The organism is Microcoleus sp. S28C3 (assembly GCF_036700785.1).
Lineage (GTDB): Bacteria > Cyanobacteriota > Cyanobacteriia > Cyanobacteriales > Microcoleaceae > Microcoleus > Microcoleus asticus.
This window is the reverse complement of sequence record NZ_JAUBPO010000057.1, coordinates 1-14,658: the sequence shown is the minus strand read 5'-3', so window position 1 is coordinate 14,658 and position 14,658 is coordinate 1. Positions and strand designations below refer to the sequence as shown.

At 45.6% G+C, this 14,658-nt stretch carries 15 protein-coding genes and 1 tRNA gene; 12 read left to right on the top strand and 4 right to left on the bottom strand.

The annotated features are described in order from the left end of the window. Positions 1-455 precede the first annotated feature (455 nt). The 7 genes from QUA13_RS17835 to QUA13_RS17805 all read left to right on the top strand — a co-directional run bounded on the left by QUA13_RS17835 (position 456) and on the right by QUA13_RS17805 (position 7,536). Positions 456-1,430 carry a LysR family transcriptional regulator gene (locus tag QUA13_RS17835; RefSeq protein ID WP_333200569.1) on the top strand — a complete coding sequence of 325 codons (975 nt, stop codon included), beginning with the start codon at positions 456-458 and terminating at the stop codon, positions 1,428-1,430. A gap of 196 nt (positions 1,431-1,626) precedes the next feature. After that, a complete protein-coding gene (locus QUA13_RS17830) occupies positions 1,627-2,691 on the top strand; it encodes an anthranilate phosphoribosyltransferase family protein (RefSeq protein WP_333200567.1) in 1,065 nt (354 codons plus the stop codon). A 196-nt stretch (positions 2,692-2,887) separates the two neighbouring features. Next, complete coding sequence (locus QUA13_RS17825; RefSeq protein ID WP_333200565.1) at positions 2,888-3,493, top strand: molybdenum cofactor guanylyltransferase; 606 nt, start codon at positions 2,888-2,890, stop codon at positions 3,491-3,493. A gap of 63 nt (positions 3,494-3,556) precedes the next feature. Then, the gene (locus tag QUA13_RS17820) at positions 3,557-4,732 is read left to right on the top strand and encodes an aminotransferase class V-fold PLP-dependent enzyme (RefSeq protein ID WP_333200563.1); all 1,176 of its coding nucleotides are present in this window, start codon (positions 3,557-3,559) and stop codon (positions 4,730-4,732) included. Positions 4,733-5,148: 416 nt separating this feature from the next. Next, positions 5,149-5,496: a DUF6717 family protein gene (locus tag QUA13_RS17815; RefSeq protein ID WP_333200561.1), complete on the top strand. Its 348-nt coding sequence runs from the start codon at positions 5,149-5,151 to the stop codon at positions 5,494-5,496. A gap of 14 nt (positions 5,497-5,510) precedes the next feature. Continuing rightward, a complete protein-coding gene (locus QUA13_RS17810; RefSeq protein ID WP_333200559.1) occupies positions 5,511-6,857 on the top strand; it encodes an LCP family protein in 1,347 nt (448 codons plus the stop codon). A 136-nt stretch (positions 6,858-6,993) separates the two neighbouring features. Then, positions 6,994-7,536 carry a pentapeptide repeat-containing protein gene (locus tag QUA13_RS17805; RefSeq protein WP_445242722.1) on the top strand — a complete coding sequence of 181 codons (543 nt, stop codon included), beginning with the start codon at positions 6,994-6,996 and terminating at the stop codon, positions 7,534-7,536. Between the two features lie 127 nt (positions 7,537-7,663). Here the strand turns inward: QUA13_RS17805 and QUA13_RS17800 are convergent, their stop codons facing one another. Together QUA13_RS17800 and QUA13_RS17795 are read right to left on the bottom strand one after the other, a co-directional pair. Then, a complete protein-coding gene (locus QUA13_RS17800) occupies positions 7,664-8,917 on the bottom strand; it encodes an S-layer homology domain-containing protein (protein ID WP_333200557.1) in 1,254 nt (417 codons plus the stop codon). A gap of 320 nt (positions 8,918-9,237) precedes the next feature. Next, positions 9,238-9,930 carry a GDSL-type esterase/lipase family protein gene (locus QUA13_RS17795; RefSeq protein ID WP_333200555.1) on the bottom strand — a complete coding sequence of 231 codons (693 nt, stop codon included), beginning with the start codon at positions 9,928-9,930 and terminating at the stop codon, positions 9,238-9,240. An 80-nt stretch (positions 9,931-10,010) separates the two neighbouring features. Here QUA13_RS17795 and QUA13_RS17790 point away from each other — a divergent pair, with 80 nt between their 5' ends. The 5 genes from QUA13_RS17790 (at position 10,011) to QUA13_RS17770 (ending at position 13,047) form a co-directional block, all read left to right on the top strand. Next, positions 10,011-10,241: a DNA-directed RNA polymerase subunit omega gene (locus tag QUA13_RS17790; protein WP_172188796.1), complete on the top strand. Its 231-nt coding sequence runs from the start codon at positions 10,011-10,013 to the stop codon at positions 10,239-10,241. Between the two features lie 274 nt (positions 10,242-10,515). Further along, on the top strand, positions 10,516-11,163 hold the full coding sequence (locus tag QUA13_RS17785) for a hypothetical protein (protein WP_333200553.1): 648 nt from the start codon (positions 10,516-10,518) through the stop codon (positions 11,161-11,163). Between the two features lie 141 nt (positions 11,164-11,304). After that, a complete protein-coding gene (locus tag QUA13_RS17780) occupies positions 11,305-11,673 on the top strand; it encodes a DUF1818 family protein (RefSeq protein WP_333200551.1) in 369 nt (122 codons plus the stop codon). A 37-nt stretch (positions 11,674-11,710) separates the two neighbouring features. After that, positions 11,711-11,784, top strand: a tRNA-Pro gene (locus QUA13_RS17775). Positions 11,785-11,919: 135 nt separating this feature from the next. Continuing rightward, a complete protein-coding gene (locus QUA13_RS17770; RefSeq protein WP_333200549.1) occupies positions 11,920-13,047 on the top strand; it encodes a tyrosine-type recombinase/integrase in 1,128 nt (375 codons plus the stop codon). A gap of 212 nt (positions 13,048-13,259) precedes the next feature. Here the strand turns inward: QUA13_RS17770 and QUA13_RS17765 are convergent, their stop codons facing one another. Together QUA13_RS17765 and QUA13_RS17760 are read right to left on the bottom strand one after the other, a co-directional pair. Beyond that, positions 13,260-13,436, bottom strand: coding sequence for an NblA/ycf18 family protein (locus QUA13_RS17765; RefSeq protein ID WP_333200547.1), 177 nt, complete (start codon positions 13,434-13,436; stop codon positions 13,260-13,262). Further along, positions 13,426-14,586: a hypothetical protein gene (locus tag QUA13_RS17760; protein ID WP_333200545.1), complete on the bottom strand. Its 1,161-nt coding sequence runs from the start codon at positions 14,584-14,586 to the stop codon at positions 13,426-13,428. Before QUA13_RS17760 ends, QUA13_RS17765 begins: the two co-directional genes overlap by 11 nt. Positions 14,587-14,658: the final 72 nt, after the last annotated feature.

Below are 14,658 nucleotides of genomic sequence, written 5' to 3'. Positions count from 1 at the left end.
TGCAATATTCGTACATTTATTGAGATATTTAGGGACAGTCAGGTATTATAATGCCCGAGGAGGTAAGAAATTCAAGGCGAGTTTTAAAGTCCAAAGCATAGGGAGAAACCAAGCAATTTAGCGCATTTTATGAAGCGATTATGACTGGGGATTTCCTTCAAAACTTTGAGCTACAAGCCTGCAAAATTCGATGAATTTATCTTTATTATATCCATTTTTTGATGATTTTGCAGATTCAGAAATCCCTTCTATATTGAAGAATCGACCTCTACTTGAGGACTTATAAATCCTACCCGAGGAAATTGATTCGTAGAGCCAAGCATCCCCGCGTCTAGCCCCGGAATCAAAACTAATCTGTACCTGTATCAAAGTCTACTAAATTCTTCTACTAAATCGGTTAATGTCACAGATTATCTTCCCGTAAAATTTCTGAAACCATCTCGAATTAAACATCCATGCGCTTAGAGCAGCTTCAAGCATTTCTTTCAGTTGCTGAAACCGGTAGCTTTCAGCAAGCTGCCCGGAAGTGCGGCGTTACCCAATCGACTATTAGCCGTCAAGTGCAGGGACTCGAAGCAGAAGTGGGTTTGTCGCTGTTTCACCGCACGGCCCACGCGAAGCTGACTGTGGGAGGGGAACGCCTGCTGCCTCACGCTCGCAAAATCTGTCAGACTTGGCGAAATGCAGCAGAAGAATTGGGAGAGTTACTGGCGGGAAAGCAGCCGGAACTTTGCGTGGCTGCGATTCACTCGGTTTGCGCTGCTTATTTGCCGCCTGTGCTGCAAAAGTTTTGCCGCGACTATCCAGAGGTGCAGTTGCGGGTGACTTCCCTCGGGAGCGATCGAGCCCTAAAAGTCCTCAAAGACGGTTTGGTGGACATAGCGGTGGTGATGAACAACCGCTATTTTACTCAAGCCCCGGAAATGTTGGTTGAGGTGCTCTACAATGAGCCGATCGAGGTGTTGATGGCGGCGGGTCATCCCTTGGCCCAGTACGATCGAGTACCTTGGCCGGAATTGATTTGTTACCCGCAAGTGGTGTTTAAGGATGGGTACGGAATGCAGCGGATGGTGCAAGAACAATTTGGACGCATCGGTGCTAAACTTCATGCTGTTTTGGAACTCAACACTCTTGATGCTTTTCGGGGTGTGGTGCGACAGGGAGAATTGATTGCTTTGCTGCCGCATTCAGCTTTGGTGGAGGCGAAAACCGATCGCACTTTAGCAGTTCGGTCGATCGCCCAAGAGCGCCCAAATTCCAAGGTTTCGGCGATCGGTCAATCGGCGATCGATCCGCCCTGGACTCGCGAAGTGGTGTTGGTGACAACACACGATCGAATGCAAATTCCGCCGATCGCCCATTTCTGGAATCTGGTACGCGAATTTGTGCCGCCTTTTGATGTCATAAAGCTAGAAAAATCAGGCAGTTAATACCATTTTAGATTTTATATTTTAGATTTTAGATTGGGAATGACTGATGAAATAAGGGTTTGGATATTTCCAACAATTGCCTTCTTTTTGGAAAATGGTATAATTCGATTATTTTGAATAGATAGTTCTGAAATTTAAATTTAAAACGGTTTAAATACTACCAATTACCAACTACCAATTACCAACTTCAAAAGTTATGAGTGACGCATTTAGAGAATTGCTGCGAAAAATTGGCAGCGGAGTACACACAGGAGAAAACTTAACTCGCTCCGAAGCAGCAGCAGCCACGCGGATGATGCTGCTGGGAGAAGCAACACCGGCTCAAATCGGAGCTTTTATGATTGCCCACCGCATTAAACGGCCCACCGGCGAAGAATTAGCCGGAATGCTCGATGGTTATGAAGAATTGGGGCCTATGCTTGCCCCCCCAAACCGAGAAAAAGGGTTTTCCGTCTCTACCGTCGCCGTGTTTGGCGTTGCTTACGACGGGCGATCGCGCACGGCTCCAATTAGCCCTTTAACAGCCCTAATTTTAGCCGCCTCTGGCGTCCCAACCATCATGCACGGGGGCGATACCATGCCAACCAAGGAAGGCATTCCCTTGATTGAAATTTGGCGCGGTTTGGGAGTTGACTGGAGGAAACTCCGTTTAGAAAAAGTTCAGCAAGTTTTTGACAGTACGGGTTTAGGTTTTGTTTACCTTCCCAAGCATTTTCCTCAAGCCGCCGCTTTAGTACCCTACCGCCGCGAAATCGGCAAACGGCCGCCTTTTTCGACAATGGAGTTGATGTGGTGTCCCTATGTTGGCGACGTTAACGTCATCTCCGGCTACGTCCACCCGCCGACAGAAGGTATGTTTCAAAAAGCCTTTGAGTTGCGCGGAATCAAAAATTATACCACAGTCAAAGGATTGGAGGGAAGCTGCGATTTGCCGCGCGATCGGACTGCGATTATTGGCATTGCTAAGCCGGATGCGGAATTCGAGCGAGTGCTTTTAGCTCACGGAGATTACGGTTTTAGCAGCACAAATCCTGCCTTGGAATCAGCCTCTGAGTTATTAAAACAAATGCAGGAAGTGTTGCTGGGTAAACCATCGGAATTGATGCAGTCCGCTATCTGGAACGGCGGCTTTTATCTGTGGCGCAGCGGAGTTTGTTTGGATATGAGTTCGGGTTTAATTGAGGCAGAAACTTTATTGAGCAGCGGTCAAGTCGTGCAAAAACTTGAGGAAGTTAGCAAAGCAGTTAGTGTTTTGAGTTGAGAATGATTAATCAGGTTGTGTGTGCAGTGGGTACGCTACATTGAGCAGGCTTTGTACACAGCACCCTACCGAGAGAAATTTTTCTTCCTTCTTCCCTATTCCTTCTTCCCTATTCCTTCTTCCTGACATCCGTTACATCCGTTACATAATCCGTTGCCGAACTTCCTTCTTCCTTCTTCCCTCTTCCTTCTTCCCAATGACTAATCATAAAATTGCTGTAATTGTGCTTGCCGGCGGTCAAAGTTCGCGGATGGGTAGGGATAAAGCTCTGCTGGAAATTGAGGGCAAATCCCTATTGCAGCGGGCGTTGGAAGTTGCCGCAGTTCTAACGCCAGCAGTTTATGTTCTGACTGCTTGGCCCGATCGCTATCGATCGACCTTAACCGAAACATCCCAATTTCTGGTAGAGTACAATCCGGGCTCCGGGCCCTTGGTTGCATTGACTCAGGGATTGACAGAAATTGCCGCCGAGTGGATTTTACTGTTAGCTTGCGATTTGCCTTTGTTGGATGCCCAGATTATTCAGAAGTGGGCGAGTCAGTTAACAGAGTTTCCCCAATCAACTTTAGCAGTTGTGCCTTATCAAAATTCGCGCTGGGAGCCTTTGTGCGGCTTCTACCGCCAAAAAGCTCTGCCCAGTTTGCAAAGTTTTATTGACCGAGGTGGACGTTCCTTTCAAGTGTGGCTAAATCAAATCCCCGCAATCCCTCTACCTGTCGGAGAACGAGAAGCAGTAATGTTATCGAATTGCAATACATTAGAAGAGTTTGAGCACTTAAAAGATAAAATGGTTAACGGTTGACAGTTGACAGTTAACTGACTAATGACTACTGACTACTGACTAATGACTACTGACTAATTACTAATGATTAACGAATATTGGTTGCTCGATCGCCATATAACTTTCCTCAATCACGGCTCTTTTGGGGCTTGTCCGATTCCCGTACTGGAAGCGCAAACCGCTTTTCGGGAACAACTGGAAAGAGAACCTTTGCGCTTTTTAATGCGGGAATTTGAGCCTTTGTTGGATAATGCGAGAAATCAGTTAGCCGCATTTATAGGTGCGAGTGAGGATGACTTGGCATTTGTCCCGAATGCGACGACGGGAGTAAATGCAGTTTTGCGATCGCTCTTTTTTTCTCCAGGAGACGAATTGCTAACTACAAATCAGGAATACAACGCTTGCCGCAACACACTTAATTTTGTAGCCGAGCGTACAGGCGCTAAAGTAATAGTAGCAGAAGTCCCATTTCCAATTGAGTCACCCGAACAAATTATTGAAGCAATAATTAAGCGCGTTTCACCGCAAACAAAGTTAGCCTTATTAGACCACGTTGTGAGCCAAACAGGTTTAATATTTCCCATCAAACAGTTAGTTGGCGAGTTAGCTAACCGTGGCGTGGATGTATTAGTAGACGGAGCTCACGCGCCGGGAATGGTAGCACTGAATTTAGATGAAATTGGCGCGGCTTACTATACGGGAAATTGCCACAAATGGCTCTGCGCGCCGAAAGGTGCGGGCTTTTTATACGTGCGGCGCGACAAGCAAGATGCTATTCGCCCAACTACGATCAGTCACGGTGCTAACTCGCCCCGCGCTGATAAATCGCGCTTTCAACTAGAATTTGACTGGATGGGAACAGTCGATCCTAGCCCCTATTTGTGCGTGCCTGTAGCTATTGATTTTATGGGTTCTTTATTGAGCGGTGGCTGGCCGGAATTGAGGGCCAAAAATCATGCTTTGGCGTTGGCGGGGAGAAAAATATTGGCGGACAAATTAGGTTTGCCACTGCCTTGTCCCGATGAAATGGTGGGTTCGATGGCAGTTGTGCCACTGGCAGACTCCCAGTCTGATGTGGTTGCAAAAGGAGGAATTCCACCTTTGCAAGAGGCGCTGTGGGAGATTTTTAAAATAGAAGTTCCGGTGATTCCTTGGCCGGATGCTAGTAAGCAGTTGGTGAGGATTTCGGCTCAGTTATACAATACTTTGCCGCAGTATCAATATTTGGCTAAGGCGCTGGTTGAGCTGACTAGAATTTGAACGGTATCTTCAAAAAAAACATAACACCAAACTACAAACAGTTATAGGTTTGTAGTTTGGGTTTCGGTTCTAATAGTTTGGGTGAATAAAGACTATTCGTCATTCTTACCAAGGTAATATTGGTTATAAAAATAGGCACAACCCGACAAAAAATATGCAATAATTTTTCTTTAACTTTCAAGAAAGTTGTTATTACTTATCTAGAAATAACAAGTAAAAAAAACAGCTATAAATCCCGATAAATCTAGAGTTCGCCCGCAACAGACGAAAAAAATTGGTAAATAACCAGCGAAATTTCCTAAGTTAAAATAGGGTGGTAAAATCCGATAGTGCACAACTTCCGCGCAACAGAATATAATGTATCAATACTTACATTTTCGCAGATAAAAGAAATGAAATGAAAAGAGGAAAATACCATGTCCAATGCCATGATGGTAATTTATCCCTATCGCGAACACTACACCTGGGTTTTTGACGACGAGCGAGTCGGACTTGTCCGAGAACCATTTGTTCAGGGCGTCCCGGAAATGATTAACGCGCTTGTCGCAGACATTCCCAATGCCGCTCAAGGTTTCCGACTCTTATTTTCAGCCAATCCATTTCCCGGATATCAAGCAGAAATGCTGTGGTTGAAAGAAGAATACGGCGGTAACTGGTATCGGTGGGAATCGAAAAATCTCGAAGGCTGGCTGTGTCCGGCTTTGTTCAAATATTTTCGAGAAGCACCGCCCAAGTTTTACTGCAAAGCTGAAAAAATGCAATAATCAACAGCAAGTCAATGAAAAACTTGTCAATCTTTAAAAGAAACTTTGTTAAACCAGTCGATCGAGAATCTCGAAAAAAGCCTAAATTCTTCCTGTATATAGTGGGGCTATTTTTCCTAGTTTTCACAGCCGCCATCTCCGCCACAATCGGGGCAATTACCGCCCTGTTAGCCCCCGTGGAACCGCCAATTATCAGTAGAGTATTAGAGGCTACGGGCTTTAACTATACATCATCAAACTCTGGATACCGCCTATCGCGCCCAGTTAATATCTTGATATTGGGAATTGACCGCGTGCCGGAAGCTGCAGCCAATAGCCCTAAGATTTTTGAGGGTCGCAGCGATACAATACTCTTATTGCACCTCGATCCTAGAGAGAAATCTATTAGTTTGCTGTCTGTTCCGCGAGATACTAAAGTCGATGTTCCCGGAATTAGATTCAGCAAAATTAGCGAAGCCAATGCGACGGGAGGAGCAGCTTTGGCGACGCGATTGGTTAGCAGTATGCTGAACAATACGAGGATTGAACGATACGTGCGAGTCAGCAGCAGTGCGTTTCGGGAATTAGTCGATTTGTTGGGCGGAGTTGAGGTGTTTGTACCTCGCGCGATGTCCTATACAGATACTGCCCAAAAGTTAAAAATAAACTTAGCCCAGGGATGGCAAACTCTCAACGGAGAACAAGCAGAACAATTTGCTCGATTTCGCAACGACGGTTTAGGAGATATTGGTCGCATTCAGCGGCAGCAATCTTTAATTCAAGTTATTCGGAACCGCCTCACAAGTCCATCAGTATTGGTACGCTTGCCACAAATTGTTCGATTGATGCAAAAATATGTGGATACAAACCTCAATTATGAGGAAATATTGACGCTGGCAAATTTCGGTTTGCAATTAGAGCGAGATACTTTTAAAATGGTAATGTTGCCTGGAAGTTCTAGCTCAAAACAAGGGGATTTGAGGAGTTATTGGATTTTAGATGCGCTCAAGGTCGATCGCATTATGACACAATATTTCAACCAGAGCGTGCCGGATTTTGCACAAGGACGATTTCGCAATCCAACCGAGTCTGTTTTGCCCAAAAACCTCAAAATAGCTGTCCAAAACGCTTCTAATAAACCAGCAACCGCAAAAACTGTTGCTGAATTTCTCAGAAAAAAGGGCTTTTTTAATGTATCTGTAGTGCAGGATTCGCCCCAGAAGGAGCGTCAAAGTCAAATTATTGTTCAGCAAGGCGATTTAGAGGCAGCGAATCTACTGCAAAAAGAGTTAGGCGGCGGTAAAATTGAAGCATCTTCTACGGGTGAAATCAATTCTGACTTGACACTTCGCGTTGGCGAAGATTGGGTAAAGCGATTTTAATTAGTCAGTTGTCAGTTGTCAGTTGTTAGTTGTTAGTTGTTAGTTGTTAGTTGTTAGTTGTTAGTTGTTAGTTGTCAACAGTCAACAGTCAACAGTCAACAGTCAACAATGCCCCATTCCCAATGCCCCATTCCCAATGCCCAATGCCCAATTCCCCATTCCCATCATCATGAAAAGTGTCTTCCGAATTTTCCTGAGCCTGATTTTAAGTTTAGTGTTGGCTTGTGGGTGGGTGCTGCTGAGTGCTACTCCGGCATTTGCGCTGCCTAAAAAAAATATTAATTACACAAATATTAATTTGTCCGATCGCGATTTTTCCAACTCGGATTTAGCGGGGGGAACATTTGTCGCGGCCCAAATGCGGGGAACAAATTTTCAAGGTGCTGATTTAACTAATGCGATTTTGACTAAGGGAGTTTTGCTGAAGGCCAACTTGTCAGGTGCAAACCTCTCCGGTGCTTTGGTAGATAGAGTTACATTCGACGGCGCTAATTTGACGAATGCTAATTTTTCCGAGGCAATTATGACTCGAACTCGGTTTTATGATGCTGCAATTTCCGGTGCTGATTTTACTGACGCGATTATCGACGCTTATCAAGTGAATATCCTGTGCGAGAAAGCAAATGGTGTCAATCCCGTGACGGGAGTTTCTACCCGAGAAAGTTTGGGATGTCCGTAGAAATTAACAAGTTAAAATTTTTCTGAATAATTGTTTGATTAGATGCACTTGTAGCGAGGTAAAATACAAACATTAAAGCCCCTCTCCTGCAAGGCGAGGGGTTTGAGGAAATTTCCAAGTATCGGCTCTATCGAGCGCTACAAATGCCTGTGGTGGTAGTACCAACTACCAACTCGGAATCCAACTGCAAATCTAAATCGGTGTCGGGATTAACAGCATACAAATCGACTTTATCTCTCCCCAAAAACACCCCGATCAAAGTCCCGATTCCCGCGCCGCCGAGCACCTCTTCAGTCGCGATCGCCCGATCGCCCGTAACACCTGCGATCGCCGCCGCTGCTGCTGCACCCAACGCCGTATTCTTAACCAGATTACCAACATTAACGCCCTTGGTAACAGTTTCTTTCCTAGTAATCAGTTGCGAAGTGGCTTTGAGAGGCACTCTGCTGCCGTTGATGATACTTAATTCTTGAGCCACAAACTGAACGCCCGAAGCAGTCGATCGCAATTCGCCGCTAATTTTCGAGCCTTCGGGTATCAGCACTTGGCCATTATTGCCCGCGATATCCGCAGCTACAGTCAGCGTAATCGGAGACTTGTCATTGGGGCCGAGCAAAATCTTACCTTTTGCGTACTCGACTGGAATAGTCGCCCCGCTGGGAATTTTCACAGCAACAGACTCGCTAACATCAATCTTGGCAATGTAAGGAGAATTAATTGCCCTTGCTTGATTGGTACTCACTAATGTTTGATAGATAAAAGCAGCTACTTCAGCTCGCGTTGCTGATTTGTTCGGTTTGAGAGATTTAGGATTGGGATAGCTGACAACTAACTGTTTTTCAGTAGCAGCAGCAACGCTTTTGACAGCATAACTTTGAATCTCACCCGCATCGCTATAGTAGCTGAGAACATCTTGAAAATCGCACGTAGGCTCATAGCCCATGCCGTTATTTAAAGCGACTACAACTTGAACGCGAGGAATCTGCTGTGCCGGTCTGAAAACATTGCCGGGATAGCCAGACATCCATCCCATTTCGTAAGCTTCTGCGATCGCCCCGCTTGCCCAAAAATTAGACGGAACATCGGCAAACCCCACGGCTGCGCGGGTTTTTGCCTTTTTCACAGAACGGATCATTGCCGCGAATTCAGCCCGCGTTACCGGTGCATCCGGGCGAAAACTGCCATCTGGAAATCCTTTGATAATTCCTCTTTCTGACAAATCTTGAATAAAATCTTTTGCCCAGTAGTTATTATTAACATCCGAAAAAGCTGTTTGAGCAAAAGAAGGCGCGGGAGCTAGCATCGGCGCTGCGGTTGCGGCAACAGTTCCCAATGTTAATAAAACAGATGTACCGGATTTTATGCGATGTAATACAGACATTTTTGATTCTCCAATTTACACAAGTTTTTTATTGAGGACAAGCAAGCTGTTAATAGGCTGATTGATTCCTGCCGAACTTGCTCTTTCCCTCACTTATGTACTCATTGTTGAATCTTTTAATTTTTCGTGGGGGGAAGATACGGTCTTTTAAAATAAATATTTTTATTCTTAGTGTGGATTATAAAAGGCTTAAATTCCTTAAAATCCTTATGTTGCTTATCTCCCTTATCTACCTTAAATTTATACAGTCCTGGATGCAGAACCTGTATTATGTAGGGGCAGTGCCAAGAGTGCCCGCCCTCGCTCGACTTGATTAATGACTAATGACTAATAGCGGCTAGCGGTTCCCAACTCGTTGCATCTTCAAATAAAGATTTATACCCCGCTGCATTGGGATGTAGCCCGTCTGCAATCAGGCGCGATCGCCACCAATCACTGCCCCGATTTATCCATTTATCAAAAATATCTAAATAGGGAATTCCCCGCAACTGACAAGCTAATTTTGTTGCTTCCTTATACCGATATTGGTCGGCATGACTGTAATACAAACAATCTTGAAAAGGCATTTTACTTTCATCCACGGGCACCATCCCGACAAATATCACCGGACAAAGTTGTTTGGAAGTGTCTAATAAATTATCCAAAACATTTTTAAAATGTTCAAACTCAGTGTAGCTGCGCCCGGTAGGCGACTGCACTCTCGCCGAATCGTTGAGGCCGACGGAAAGAATAATCGCATCCGGGACGCGGTTTCTGAGCTCGCCACGGTGGCGAAACTCGTTTTCCAGGCGCTGGGAGACTTGATAGGTGCGATCGCCCCGAACGCCCAAATTGTATAAAACGTGTCCTGCACTCTCCGGTAACATCCACTGTCGGCGCAGTCTTTCTACCCAGCCACCGCCTACACCGTCGCCGAAACCGTAGATTAAGCTGTCACCGAAAGCAACCAATTTGAGGGGATGAGAATTTCCCCGATGCAAGTGACCAAAGGAATAGGCTGTTGCTGCCTGCATAAGCAATGATACTCAGTTAATAAATTATGAATCTTGACATACTAGACTAGAATGTAACATTACATAAAGTAGGTAGTCTCATGGTTAAGCGTCCAACCTTCGATTCAACTCAGCTAACCCGTCGGGCGGAAGAGTTGATCGGTGCTGCATCCAACCGCTATCGGATTACGGTACAGGTGGCGAACCGCGCAAAACGCCGTCGCTATGAAGATTTTGACAATATGGACGACCATCAAATGAAACCTGTAATGCGGGCGATATTTGAGATGTCGGACGAACTGACTCAGCCGGAAATAATCGGAGATATCTAGACTTCGGGAGTTTTGGGTTTTAGTGGTGAGTTGCAAGCAATTTTTGTCAACTCAAAACCCAAAACTTTTTTAAACTAGACTGGCGCGCCTAGGCGAAAAACTCGGTTTATTTTATATAAGCAACTGAGCCGGAAGCTCGCACTGCTAAAAAACGCTTTTTACAAAATCAGGATGCTGCCAACCGGGTTTCTTTTCCTAATTCATAAACTTAGAAAGTAGGACTTTGCTGGTCGTAAGATTATGAAATTTTTCTATGTTTAAAAGTGTCAAAACCGTGAATAAATTAAAGCAGGGCTTAAGTTTTCTGTGCGTTACTTTGAGTGTGGCGATTTTCACGCTTTTGAGTTGGGTATTGGAATCGGGCGAATTGAGTATGTCGGCTTTGGAACCTTCGCTGCTGCGGAGTTCTGAGCCTGCGTCCGTGCAGCAGGTGGCTCAACAATCTGCGCCGTTGCAAGTGAGGGTGCAAGATGCGTGGAAATTGGTGTATGAAAAATTGCCGGATTTGCCGATCGAAAATAACTACATTTCTAAGGAAACAGGAAAAGTCGATCCTACCAATACTTTAGTCGGGCGGTTGATTCGATATCACGTATTTGTCAAAGGACGCCCGCCCAATTACCGATTTGATTGGAAGTTGAGTTTAGCTGACTATTTGGGGGCGACTCCAGATTATTTGGTAGAAAGCGTGTATCCGGGAAACGACGTTTTGCGCTCAAATCCCATGGAACAGGATCGTGCTGCTATTCAAAGGTTAAATAGATCGCAGCGGGATGCTTTGGTTCAAGCTTTGGTTGATGTTTTTACGGAGAGTTCCGGGGGCGGGCGCACACCGGCGGCGGGGGAAAAACCACAAGGGCGATCGAATTCCCCGGAGATACCGCAGCCGCAGCCGGGAGATGCGAAGTTGCTGGCACCTTAATACTCATGGATGCAAAAACCGGGTTTTTTAGGGAAATACTGCATCCCGGCCTTTAACAATGGTAAAAAACCCGGTTTCTTTCGTATTTATGGGTAAGTTCTACAAATCTAAAATCCAAAATCTAAAATCTAAAATTCCTCAATGGTGGAACGTGTAATTAAAACGGGTGTTGGGTGGCGTTTGGGATGGAACCCGGAGGCGGAGGAGTTTCAGGGTTTGGTGGCTGGCGACGGTTGGGCGATCGAACTTACGGAGGCTGAGTTGAACGATTTTTGCCGATTGTTGGGGCAATTAGCCGGCACAATGAGTCACATGGCCTCTGAGTTAATGGACGAGGAAAAAATCGCCATTGAAGCCGAAAGTGACTTGCTGTGGGTGCAGGTGGAAGGTTATCCCGAAAGTTACAGCGTGCAATTGATCTTAAATGCTGGTCGGAGGTGCGAGGGTTTTTGGCCGGCGGCTGCGGTTCCGAGTTTGGTGCAGGCCGCAAAAGTTTTAAAAGTTTTTTGACTTTCTATAGAATTCCATGCTAAGCTATTAAAGCTGTCGGGGCGTAGCGCAGCTTGGTAGCGCACTACTTTGGGGTAGTAGGGGTCGTGGGTTCAAATCCCGCCGCTCCGATAGATGGAATCCTTATTTTATAAGGGTTCCATTATTTTTACTAGATAAATCGTTCCTTACCCATTCTCAATAAGGGGTGACAGAATATGACATACTCAGACAATCACTGCGATAAATCTGCGATAAATCTGGGGTATGCCAAAAGGCTCAGTAAATATAGAAGTTTTCAAAGATCGGCTGCGACTTGCCTGGTCGTGGCAAGGTAAACGTTTCTGGCTATATCTCGGTTTGCCAGACTCGATAGTCAACCGTAAAGCGGCTAGCATCAAAGCGCGGACGATCGAACTCGATATGACCAGTGGCAATTTTGACCCGTCTCTGGCAAAATACAAACCCCAGAAACAAGAATCCATCTCTGTTTCTGACCTGTTTCACCAATTTATCGAGTACAAGCGCCGGAAAGTTGAGCCTTCTACTTTCGCTAAATATCTTGGACTTGAGAAACACGTTTCTGCGTTTTTCAAAAACAAAAGCACAATTTCTGTTTCTGAAACTGTTGCAGAAAAATTTAGAGATTGGCTGGCACAGAAACTTGAACCCGGTACCGTAAGGGAACGGATTATCATGCTTAATGCTTGCTGGGAGTGGGCCAGAAAAAAGAAGCTAGTTCTCGAAAATCCTTGGGAGGAAGTCAAGGTGAACGTAGCTCCCAAACAACGCCCAGAACCGTTCACGCTTACAGAAATAAGCGCGATCGTCCAAAAATTCCGCTCAAACGAGAATCTGAAACATTATGCGGACTATGTGGAATTCAAATTCGGCGTCGGCCTTCGCACCGGCGAAGCAGCAGCTCTCGTCTGGCGACATTGTTCCCACAACTGCGATCGCATCTGGATCGGAGAAAGTTTGAGTAACGGTGATCGGAAAGCAGCCAAGCGGAATAAAGACCGCACGGTGCCGCTAACTCCACGGCTGCAACAGTTATTACTGAGCCGGCGATCGACTGACTTCCAACCTGATGATTTAATTTTCACCAGCATCGAAGGTAGAGCGATCGATTCCAAAAATTTCTGCAACCGCTACTGGAAACCTGCGCTTGCATCCCTTGAAATTGATTATCGAAAACCTTACAATACCCGACATACGCTAATTTCGCATGGCTTGGAATCTGGCATGAATCCTGTTTCGATCGCAGCCCTCACCGGTCACGATGTGAGAACACTTTATGAAAATTATGCCGGACTGGTCAACCCGCCAAAACTACCAGATTTGTTCCCTGTTTTCGACCCGGTTTCTGATGTTGATTTTGAGGTAAATCAGTGAGATACCTCTCCATAAATTTCTGATGGTCCGGATGAGTGATATCCCCACCACAAGTTATCAATTGTTCAATCAGTTGTTGATTGTAGAGAACTTTTCCGCCAGGATTTCTACCCCAGTGAATCCCTTCTATAAGTTTGTTTTGGTTTCTGTATCGCAGAAGGGTTCGATCGCTACAATTGAGGATTTTACAAGCAGTTTTAGCATCGCAGAAATTATTCATTTGGATTTGGATTGAGTAAATTTTTGATTTCGTTGTCTTGGATCATGTTCTGGCGCATCATTTCCACAAGTAAAATGCGCGATTCTTTCGCAGAAAGTGATAGGGTTTGGTTGGCATAAACTTTGAGCTTGAACTGTTGCTCAACTGTGAGGCTTGTCTCATTTTTCATGTGTTTCCTCAGTCAGATTTTGAGTTTTGGTTGATATCAATTGATTGATTCGATCGCGAACTAAATCATCTTCTTTTTCCAGCCACTGATTGATGATTTCTCCGCAGTATTTCGTCCCTGGCGCTTTCCATCCATACATCTGAGTGAGTAGGTTTTGCAATTGTTCTGGGTAGTATTCATCCCACCAAATAGTTGCTATCTCTCTCAGTTTTTCGGCATCCTTCTCATCTATTCCTTCACTCTTATTGGGATCTGCTATTGCCCCGGCGGTAGCTGCTGGTTCCGGTGTTGGGACTGCTGTGGGTGTCTCCACAGTCTCTACTGTCTCCACTGTCTCCGCTGTCGGTTCTGCTGTTGGCATTGTCGATTCCGGTGTCGGAGTTGGTGTCGGGTCTGGGGAAATCAATCCATTAAAAGCGGTTTTTTCATCAGCGGTAAGGGAGTTCCAGACTTTCTGGCGATCGGCTGCGCCTTTGCTGCAAACTTCCTTGAGCATGGTCTGAATATCAAGAGCTGTTTCTCGATCGCCGGCTTCGATCGCTAGCCGAATATATTCGACAAGATCCCCTGTTTCGGCGTTTTGTTGAGGCTGCCGATCGACCTCATTTTTTGAAAATGGCTCCAAATTTTGAGGTCGATCGCTAGGTTGATCACCCTGCTGTGCAAGGGATTGATCGACGCGATCAACGTGATCGACTTTCTCACCCAAACTGGGAAAATCTTTCGCTGCCGTGGAATTTTTCAAGCGTTGCGCTAACGACTTCGCTGCCAGAGCAGATATCCAATCTACGGTCGGAGCTGAAGTCTGATCGGAGCTTGGATCGGAGGTTGGATCGGAGGTCAGATCAGAATTTAGTATTTTTTCAGAAATAGGATGATCGGGTTGATCAGGTTGATCAAATGCTTCTGTAGCAGGGTGATCAACCTTACGATCGACCTCATTTTTTTGGTCGATTTCTAAAAAGTGAGGTCGATCAGCAGCCTCAACAGGGATTGAATCAACCTCAAATTCAGGGACGGGTTCGGGTTCGGGGACGGGGACGGGGAGGGGGACGGGTTCGGGTTGAGTTTTGCACCAAACTCGAACTCGTTTACTGGATATCGATCGAAACTCTCGCTCCCAGCCAAATTTTTTAAGGATGGCGGACACTGTTCTCTTAAGGAGTGAGATATTGAAACCCCCGAAAGGTGAGGAGTTCAGAGATAGCGAGGGGACGAGAGA

Bases quoted from the DNA above. Each gene is read 5' to 3' on its own strand.
- QUA13_RS17830 (WP_333200567.1), top strand. From the start codon at position 1,627: ATGAGTGACGCATTTAGAGAATTGCTGCGAAAAATTGGCAGCGGAGTA.
- QUA13_RS17805 (WP_445242722.1), top strand. From the start codon at position 6,994: ATGCCCAATGCCCAATTCCCCATTCCCATCATCATGAAAAGTGTCTTC.
- QUA13_RS17765 (WP_333200547.1), bottom strand. From the start codon at position 13,436: ATGAAAAATGAGACAAGCCTCACAGTTGAGCAACAGTTCAAGCTCAAA.
- QUA13_RS17795 (WP_333200555.1), bottom strand. From the start codon at position 9,930: ATGCAGGCAGCAACAGCCTATTCCTTTGGTCACTTGCATCGGGGAAAT.
- QUA13_RS17770 (WP_333200549.1), top strand. From the start codon at position 11,920: ATGCCAAAAGGCTCAGTAAATATAGAAGTTTTCAAAGATCGGCTGCGA.
- QUA13_RS17790 (WP_172188796.1), top strand. From the start codon at position 10,011: ATGGTTAAGCGTCCAACCTTCGATTCAACTCAGCTAACCCGTCGGGCG.
- QUA13_RS17835 (WP_333200569.1), top strand. From the start codon at position 456: ATGCGCTTAGAGCAGCTTCAAGCATTTCTTTCAGTTGCTGAAACCGGT.
- QUA13_RS17825 (WP_333200565.1), top strand. From the start codon at position 2,888: ATGACTAATCATAAAATTGCTGTAATTGTGCTTGCCGGCGGTCAAAGT.
- QUA13_RS17810 (WP_333200559.1), top strand. From the start codon at position 5,511: ATGAAAAACTTGTCAATCTTTAAAAGAAACTTTGTTAAACCAGTCGAT.
- QUA13_RS17800 (WP_333200557.1), bottom strand. From the start codon at position 8,917: ATGTCTGTATTACATCGCATAAAATCCGGTACATCTGTTTTATTAACA.
- QUA13_RS17815 (WP_333200561.1), top strand. From the start codon at position 5,149: ATGTCCAATGCCATGATGGTAATTTATCCCTATCGCGAACACTACACC.
- QUA13_RS17780 (WP_333200551.1), top strand. From the start codon at position 11,305: ATGGTGGAACGTGTAATTAAAACGGGTGTTGGGTGGCGTTTGGGATGG.
- QUA13_RS17820 (WP_333200563.1), top strand. From the start codon at position 3,557: ATGATTAACGAATATTGGTTGCTCGATCGCCATATAACTTTCCTCAAT.